The organism is Longimicrobiaceae bacterium (assembly GCA_035696245.1).
GTDB lineage: Bacteria > Gemmatimonadota > Gemmatimonadetes > Longimicrobiales > Longimicrobiaceae > DASRQW01.
The window spans coordinates 1-7,863 of record DASRQW010000125.1 but is presented as its reverse complement, the minus strand read 5'-3'; the positions used below and the strand labels follow the sequence as shown (position 1 = coordinate 7,863).

At 73.1% G+C, this 7,863-nt stretch carries 7 protein-coding genes; 6 read left to right on the top strand and 1 reads right to left on the bottom strand.

What is annotated here, in order from left to right; translation table 11 throughout:
* Nucleotides 1-453: 453 nt before the first annotated feature.
* The 6 genes from ftsH (at nucleotide 454) to VFE05_05635 (ending at nucleotide 6,452) form a co-directional block, all read left to right on the top strand.
* The gene (ftsH, locus tag VFE05_05660) at nucleotides 454-2,496 is read left to right on the top strand and encodes an ATP-dependent zinc metalloprotease FtsH (GenBank protein HET6229548.1); all 2,043 of its coding nucleotides are present in this window, start codon (nucleotides 454-456) and stop codon (nucleotides 2,494-2,496) included.
* The gene (locus VFE05_05655; protein ID HET6229547.1) at nucleotides 2,493-2,657 is read left to right on the top strand and encodes a hypothetical protein; all 165 of its coding nucleotides are present in this window, start codon (nucleotides 2,493-2,495) and stop codon (nucleotides 2,655-2,657) included. Before ftsH ends, VFE05_05655 begins: the two co-directional genes overlap by 4 nt.
* 377 nt (nucleotides 2,658-3,034) lie before the next feature.
* Nucleotides 3,035-3,577: an RNA polymerase sigma factor gene (locus VFE05_05650; GenBank protein HET6229546.1), complete on the top strand. Its 543-nt coding sequence runs from the start codon at nucleotides 3,035-3,037 to the stop codon at nucleotides 3,575-3,577.
* Nucleotides 3,574-3,906, top strand: a complete 333-nt coding sequence (locus tag VFE05_05645) for a hypothetical protein (protein HET6229545.1) — start codon at nucleotides 3,574-3,576, stop codon at nucleotides 3,904-3,906. The genes VFE05_05650 and VFE05_05645 overlap by 4 nt, the downstream gene beginning before the upstream one ends.
* Nucleotides 3,907-3,926: 20 nt before the next feature.
* The gene (locus VFE05_05640) at nucleotides 3,927-4,994 is read left to right on the top strand and encodes a PDZ domain-containing protein (GenBank protein HET6229544.1); all 1,068 of its coding nucleotides are present in this window, start codon (nucleotides 3,927-3,929) and stop codon (nucleotides 4,992-4,994) included.
* 108 nt (nucleotides 4,995-5,102) lie between these two features.
* A complete protein-coding gene (locus VFE05_05635; GenBank protein ID HET6229543.1) occupies nucleotides 5,103-6,452 on the top strand; it encodes a prolyl oligopeptidase family serine peptidase in 1,350 nt (449 codons plus the stop codon).
* 126 nt (nucleotides 6,453-6,578) lie between these two features.
* On the opposite strand, the gene VFE05_05630 is transcribed toward VFE05_05635, so the two are convergent.
* On the bottom strand, nucleotides 6,579-7,863 hold a 1,285-nt coding region (locus tag VFE05_05630), incomplete at its 5' end, for a glycosyltransferase N-terminal domain-containing protein (GenBank protein HET6229542.1).

Here is a 7,863-nt window from a genome sequence, read left to right as displayed (position 1 = left end):
CTCCCCCGCAAGCGGGAGAGGGGAGCCTATTCCACGGTGACGGTGAGGTTTGCGTCGATCCGGGCTTCGGAGAATCAGAACATCATGCGTGGCCGCCTTACTGATCAGAGTATGTCCGGAGCCTAGATGCAGCCGAACTCTGTGCTCGCTTCGGTGCAGTGCTGAAGCTGTCCGACGTCAACCTAAAATCTTATCCCGCAAGCAGTTATCCCCTCTCCCGCTTGCGGGGGAGGGGCCGGGGGAGGGGGCATTTCCGCCACGCGACAGCGGCTCCGAAATCGCTATGCGAAGCAATACAACGTGTCAAACGCATTCCTGCCGTGCATCTACCGAAACGGCAAGCGTCTACGTCCGAGGCGGCAGTTTCGGCAGGCGGAAACAGGCGCGTAGCCGGGCCGGATCGACTGCCGGAGCGGGGCCGCGCATGGTCCGAGTCTTGCTCGGTCGCCGCGCATGGCGAATCCCAAGAGCTTCCAGAACGAGAGGCGGAAGGGCAACTCCGACCGCCGCGGATCGGGCCCCTTCGACGGCCGCAAACCCCATTTCGCGTGGGGCCCGGTGCTGTTCGCGCTGGCCGCGATGTTCGCGCTGAACCTGCTGCTCAACGGCACTCGGCCGAACCACACGGCGTACAGCGAGGTGCTCAAGCGCATCGACGCGGGGCAGGTGCAGCGCGTGACGCTGAGCGCCACCGAGATCCAGGCGTACCCCACCGACTCGATCCAGAAGGGGTCGGGCACCAAGGTGTGGACGGCGGACCGTTCGGCGGGCGAAGACCCCGGCCTCATGGATCACCTGCGCCGCCGCAACGTGCGCACCGAGTTCGTGCAGCCCAGCGGCCTGGGGCGAATGGCCGCGTACATTCTGCCGCTGGTGCTGCTGGCGGCGTTCTGGATCTTCATGCTGCGCCGCATGAGCCCCACGCAGGGCGTGCTCACGGTGGGCAAGACCAAGGCGCGTATTGTGGGCGAGGAGGGCACGGGCGTCACCTTCGCCGACGTGGCCGGGGTGGAGGAGGCCAAGCAGGAGCTGGTGGAGATCGTCGAGTTCCTCAAGACGCCGGACAAGTTCGCCAAGCTGGGCGCCAAGCTGCCCAAGGGCGTGCTGCTCATCGGCCCCCCCGGCACCGGCAAGACGCTGCTGGCGCGCGCGGTGGCGGGCGAGGCGGGGGTCACGTTCTTCCAGCTCTCGGGCGCGGAGTTCGTGGAGATGTTCGTGGGCGTGGGCGCGGCGCGGGTGCGCGACCTGTTCGCGCAGGCCAAGGCGCAGTCGCCATGCATCATCTTCATCGACGAGCTGGACGCGCTGGGCAAGGCGCGCTCGCCGGGCGGGGTGATGGGCGGCAACGACGAGCGCGAGCAGACGCTCAACCAGCTGCTGGTGGAGATGGACGGCTTCGACCCGCGGATGGCCGTGATCATCATGGCGGCCACCAACCGGCCCGAGATCCTGGACCCGGCGCTGCTGCGGCCGGGCCGCTTCGACCGGCAGGTGCTGGTGGACCGGCCGGACCTGCACGGACGCCTCGCCATCCTCCGCATCCACTCCGACGGCGTGAGCCTGGGGCCGGACGTGGACCTGGAGCGCATCGCCCGCCGCACGCCGGGGTTCGTGGGCGCCGACCTGGCGAACCTGCTGAACGAGGCGGCGCTGCTTGCCGCGCGGCGCGACCTGCCGCACGTGACCATGAAGGAGATCGACGACGCGGTGGACCGCATCGTCGCCGGGCTGGAGAAGAAGAACCGGCTCATAAACGAGAAGGAGCGCACCATCGTGGCCTACCACGAGGCGGGCCACGCCATCGTGGCCGAGCGCGTGCCCACGGCCGACCCGGTGCACAAGATCAGCATCATCCCCCGCGGCGTGGCGGCGCTGGGCTACACGCAGCAGCTGCCCACCGAAGACCGCTTCCTGCTCACCAAGCAGGAGCTGATGGACCGGCTGGCGGTGCTGCTGGGCGGGCGCGTGGCCGAGGAGATCGTCTTCAACGAGATCTCCACCGGCGCGGGCAACGACTTGGAGCGGGTGACGGAGCTGGCGCGCAGCATGGTGATGGAGTACGGCATGTCGCGCGAGCTGGGCCCGGTGAACCTGTCCGGCCCGCGGCGCTCTCAGTTCCTCCAATCCGGCGAGGAGAGCGGCCACCGCAGCTACTCGGAAGAGACGGCGCAGACCATCGACCGCGAGATCCACGGGCTGATCGAGGGCACGTACGAGCGTGTCCGGCGCCTGCTCACGGCGGACCGCGAGGTGCTGGAGGTGCTGGCGAAGGAGCTGCTGGACAAGGAGGTGGTGGACGAGTCCGAGCTGCGCCGCATCATGCAGCTTCCGCCGCGCACCCACGAGCCTTCCGAGGACCGCATCGTGGTCACCGATCCGCCCAAGGCGGGCTTCGGTGGAGACGACGCGCGCGTGGCCGCGGCGGCGGCGGACCCCGAAGACGCGGCGCTGAACCCGACCTCCGCAGCCGGACGCCGGCAGGGAGACGCAGCGTGAAAGACGAGCGATACGCCGACAAGAGCCCGCACACGGCGGACGAGCAGGACGCGCCGGAGCCGGAGCGGCCCGTGGGCGAGCAGGAGCGCGCCGGCGAGCAGAAGACGCCCGACGCGAAGCCCTCGCAGGCGGAGGGGGAGCGCGACCGGTCCGCAGAGTAGGGCTGGACGATAGATCGAATACGGAGGAAAGGCCCGGCGTCGCTGCCGGGCCTTTCGTCGTTCGACCGAGCGAGACGGAACCGTATCCGCCGATCGGGCGACGAAGTTTCGATCGGCGGCATCGCCCTGGCGCGTGCTCGCGCGAGGTTACGGCAGCGCGAATGCGACGTTCGGGGCTGGTTGCGGAAAGAGGAGCGCTCCGGAAGCATCGCGGCGGATCGACCATCTACGACCGCATTCCGCCCGCCGACCGTTGATGTGGTGCGAGCGAGTGGTCGCCGCGACCTGGCGGCCGTGCATCTCCCGTGCAACGCTGGCGGGCGTTCGTGCCGTCTGGATGGCGAGAACGAGTTCACCCCGGGCCGAGAGGGCCGACCTTGCACGCTGCCGAACCGCTGGTGGCCCGCCTCCGGGGCGGCGATCCCGACGCGCGCGGTGCGCTCTTCGAGAGCGAGGGGCCGCGCGTGTGGCGGCTGGCGTACCGGCTGTGCGGCGACTACGACCTGGCGCAGGACGTCACGCAGGAGACCTTCCTGGCCGCCTTCCGCAAGATCGGCGGGTTCACGGGGCGGGGAACGCTGGGCGGATGGCTGGGACGCATCGCCGTGAACCTGCTGCGCGACCAGCGGCGCACGCACCGGCGCCGCGGCGAGAGCCTGGCGCGCTTCGGCGACCCGCACGCCCGCACGGAGCCGCGCACGCCCGAGCCGTTCGTGCAGCGCCGCGTGGCCACGGCGGTCAACGCGCTGGGCGAGAAGCTGCGCACCGTTCTGCTGATGCACGACCTGGAGGAGTACACGCACGAGGAGATCGCGCAGGTGCTGGGCATCGCTCCCGGCTCGTCGCGCGCGCGGCTGTCGCGTGCCCGTGCCCTGCTGCGCGAGTCGCTGGCCGACCTGGCCCCGGAGGATGCCCGATGACGCACGACGAACGTTCCGAGCGCGACGAGACCCGCCGCGCCCTCGCCGGCTACCGCGCCCCGCCGCCCATGCCGGCAGGGGCGATATGGGCGGGGATAGAAGACGGGCTGGCGAAGCCCGAGCCGGGCGTGGTCCCCCTCGCGCCCTGGACGCGGCGGATACGGCCGTGGCTGGCGCCCGCGCTGGCGGCGTCGCTCGTGGCGTTCCTGGCGGGTGCCGGCGTCGGCTACGGCGTGGCGAGGCGGGGAGATGCGGGGCCGCCGCACGACCGGCAGGTGGTCGTGGCAGCGCCGGAGACCCCGGTGCTCTATCCGGTCACGTGGTTCTGAACGGGAGTCGCGAGATGCGCATGCTCGGCCTTGCCCGGCTGGTCCTCTGCTTCGCGGCCGTGCTGCCGCTGGCCGCGTCGTCCGCACCCGCGGCGGCGGAGGTGCGGCAGGGATGCGCGGCGAGCGCGGCGCGCGGGCACCTGGGGGTGCGCATCGCGTGCGACTGCACGGTGAACGCGGCGCCTTCCGTCAACCGGCCGTGGCGCTTCCGCTCCGGCATCGTGGTGGACGAGGTGGAGGCCGGTGGGCCTGCCGCGGGCATCCTTCGCTCCGGCGACGTGCTGGTCACGGTGGACGGGCTCGCTGTGACGTCGGCCGCGGGCGCACGGCGGCTGTGGGAGCTGCGGCCGGGCGAGGCCGTGCGGCTCACGGTCGAGCGCGGCGGGCGGCGGATGGACGTGACGCTGCGCGCGGCCTCCATCTGCCCGGCGGATGCCCGCGCCATCGGTTCGTACGCGCCGCGCGTCGTCGTCGGCGGAGCGGTGGTCGGCGGCGGCACGCCCGCGGCGCCGGGTGGACGGGCGCGGACGGCGGGAGGCATGACGCCCGCGCCGGTGGCGGCGCCCTCGCGGGCTTCCGGGCGGCCGGTGCCGGTGCCCGTCGTGCCGGGCTTGCAGCCGGACGGTTGGATGGGCTTCGGGCTGGCGTGCTCCGGCTGCGGGTGGGCGCGCGAGCGGGGAGATGCGGCGCCGTACTGGGAATCCGACGGCGAGCCTTCGCTGTACGCGGTGCAGCCCGGCAGCCCGGCGGCGCTCGCGGGCCTGCGCGCGGGCGACGTGCTCACCCACGTGCAGGGGCGGCCCATCGCGAGCCGCGAGGGCGGGCGCGCGCTCGGGGCCGTGCAGCCGGGCGAGCGCGTGGTGCTCCGCGTCCGCCGCGGCGCCCGGACGTTCGACGTCGCGTTCACGGCTGGGCGAAGGCCGTCTCCCGCGGCGGCGCCCGCGGTGCGCTATGCGGGGCAGGTGGGCAACGTGCGCGTGGAGCTGAGCGGCGCCGCCCCGTCGGACGTGTCGGTGAACGAGAAGACGGGCGAGATGTCGATCACCGTGGGCGGATCGACCGTGCGGCTGAGGCCGGTCGGCCCGTGAGGTAGGCGCGGCGGGGCTTCTCCCACATCCGCCGCGCATCATCCACCAATCCAGTCCGTCTCTCTCGATCGCGGGGAGACGCCCTGCAAATCGAAACCGAGAGATCCGATGAATATCGTCACGACCCGGCAGCGCCGGGCCCTGGGCGCGCTCGTCCTTTCGGCGGCGTGCGCGAGCTCTGCCGCGGCGCAGGCGGGGCCGCGATACTACGCCGGGCGCGTCACATTCCGCGGCGACGACCTGCCGGTGCGCGTGACGGTGCTCGACAGCGCGGGGAAGCGGACGGCGCGGCTCGATCTGCCGACGATGGGGATGGCGGGCGAGCCGCTGGAGGTGGTGCCCGGCGCGGAGCCGCTGGCGGTCCGCATGCCGTTCGAGCTGGGCACCTTCCGCCTGGCCGCGCACGGCGACACGCTTGCCTGCGACACGGTCTACCAGACGCGCGGCGGACCGCAGATGATGCGGATGGTGCTCGTGCCGGGCACCCCGCCGCCGTACCGCGAGACCGAGGTGACGTTCGCATCGGCGGGCGGCGTGCGGATCGCGGGGACGCTCACGTTGCCGGACGGTCCGGGGCCGCACCCCGCCGTGGTGCTGGTGCCCGCGTGCTGCGGAGACGGGCGCGGGAACTGGGCGTACCGCTCGTGGGCGGACTGGTTCGCGCGGCACGGCTACGCGGCGCTGGCGTACGATAAGCGCGGCACCGGCAGCAGCACGGGCGACTGGCAGGCGGACAGCGCCTTCGCCGGCCTCGCGGACGACGTGGTCGCGGCGGCGGACTTCCTGCGCGAGCGGCCGGAGGTGGACGGCACGCGCATCGGCCTCTCCGGCGGCAGCCAGGCGGGGTGGGTGATCCCGCTGGCGGCGCCGCGGGTGCACGGGCTGTCGTTCGTGGTGCTGCGCTCACCGCCCGCGGCGAGCCCCGGAGTGGTGGAGGCGCAGAGCGTGGAGGCGCGGATGCGCGCGGCCGGCGCATCGTCAGACGGCATCGCGGACGCGCTGGCGCACCTGGGGCTGTTCTTCTACGCAACGCATTCCGGCCGCGGGTGGAGCGAGCTTCGGGCGTCCGTGCGGGCGAACCGGGCGCGCGGCTGGGCGGAATTCGTCCCGATGCCGGACTCGGCGGCGCAGATGGGATGGTGGGCGCGCCACGCGGACTTCGACGCGATCCCCGGCCTTCGTGCGCTGAAGGTGCCCGTGCTGGCGCTCTTCGGCGCGGACGACGTGCGCGTGCCGCCGGGCATGAACGCCGAGCGGCTGCGGCAGGCGGTGGCGGACGGCGGGAATTCGCAGGTGAGGATGCGCATCTTCCCGCACGCCGACCACCGCATCGAGGTGAAGCCGGGGTACGACGATGCCGGCGCGTGGCACTGGTTCCGCCTGGCGCCCGGGATGCTCGAGGCGATGGAGGAATGGCTGGCGGCCTACGCCCCCGCGACTCCGCCGCCCGGCCGCTGATCGCGCGAACGGCAAGGGCGGGATGGTCGATGGGGGATGCGCCGCGGTGGCCGCATCCCCCATCTCGCGTTGGATTCGTTTCGACTGATCGACGGGAGAGTCGGCGCGTCGGGGATGCGCTACGGGTCAGGCCAGCAGCTCCGCCACGATTTCCGCCCCGCGGTCGGCGGCGCCGAGGCCGGCGGCGACGTACGCGCGGGCGGAGGCGCCGGACGTGCCGCGGAGGACGCGGTCGGTGGCGAGGAGGTGGATGCGCGCGGCCAGCGCCGCCTCGTCCGGTTCCGCGAAGGCGCCGCCGGCCGCGACCAGCTCGGCGGCTTCGCGGGCGTTGGCGTGGCGCGGGCCGAAGAGCACGGGCGCGCCGAACGCCGCGGGCTCCAGCACGGAGTGAATCCCCGCCGTCCCGAATCCACCGCCCACGTACGCCACGTCCGCCGCCGCATACAGCTCGCCCAGGATGCCCACGCGGTCCACCAGCAGCACGTCGCGCATCGCCACCTCGCGCGCCAGCGCGGCCGAGAGGCGCACGTGGTGCAGGCCGAGCCCGTCCAGCGCCGCTTCCGATGCGCGAAGATGCGCCTCCGTCGGCTCGTGCGGCACGAGGACGAGGCGAACGGGGTTGAGGCCATCCCGGCAGGTCGCGACCGCGGGGAGCAGCCGCTCCTCATCCGCCGGCCAGGTGGAGCCCGCGACGAGCACCGGCGGCCCCGGCTGGAGCAACGGTGCGACGGACGGCGCGGAGCGATCCGCCACCGCCGCACCGTGCCAGACCTGGTCGAACCGCGCATCTCCCATCACCGACCTGCGCTCCTCCGGCACGCCCAGCGCCGCGAACCGATCCGCATCCGCCGGGGAGATAGCCGCCACGCGGTCCAGCCGCCGGTATGCGGGCGCCAGGAAGAAGCGCGCGGGACCGCTCAGCCGGCTCGAGCCCGCGGGCAGCGTCGCGCTCAGCAGCGCCAGGAGGACGCCGCGGCGCGCCGCACGCTCGGCCAGGTTCGGCCACACGTCGGTCTTCGAGAACGCGATCAGGCTTGGCCGCAGCAGATCCAGCGCGCGGTCCACGTCCGCTGGGAAATCCATCGGCAGGTAGTCCGCGAAGTCCGCGGGGACCGTCGCCGCGAACCTCGCCGCCGAGGGAGAGAAGAAGGTGTAGACGACCTGCGCGTCCGGCCGTCGGGCGCGGAAGACCTCCACGACGGCGCGGGCCTGCAACCCCTCGCCCACGCTGGGCGCGTGGAACCACGCGAGCGGGCGGGCGGGATCGCGGTGCTCGCGTGCCCACGCCTCCATGCGCTCCAGCACCCCCGCGCGCCCGCGCACCCCGCGCGCGAGCTTCCCATCTCCCCGTGCGAGGAGCGGGAGCAGCGGGCGCCCCACGTGCAGCGCGCCGGTGTAGATGCGTTCGGAG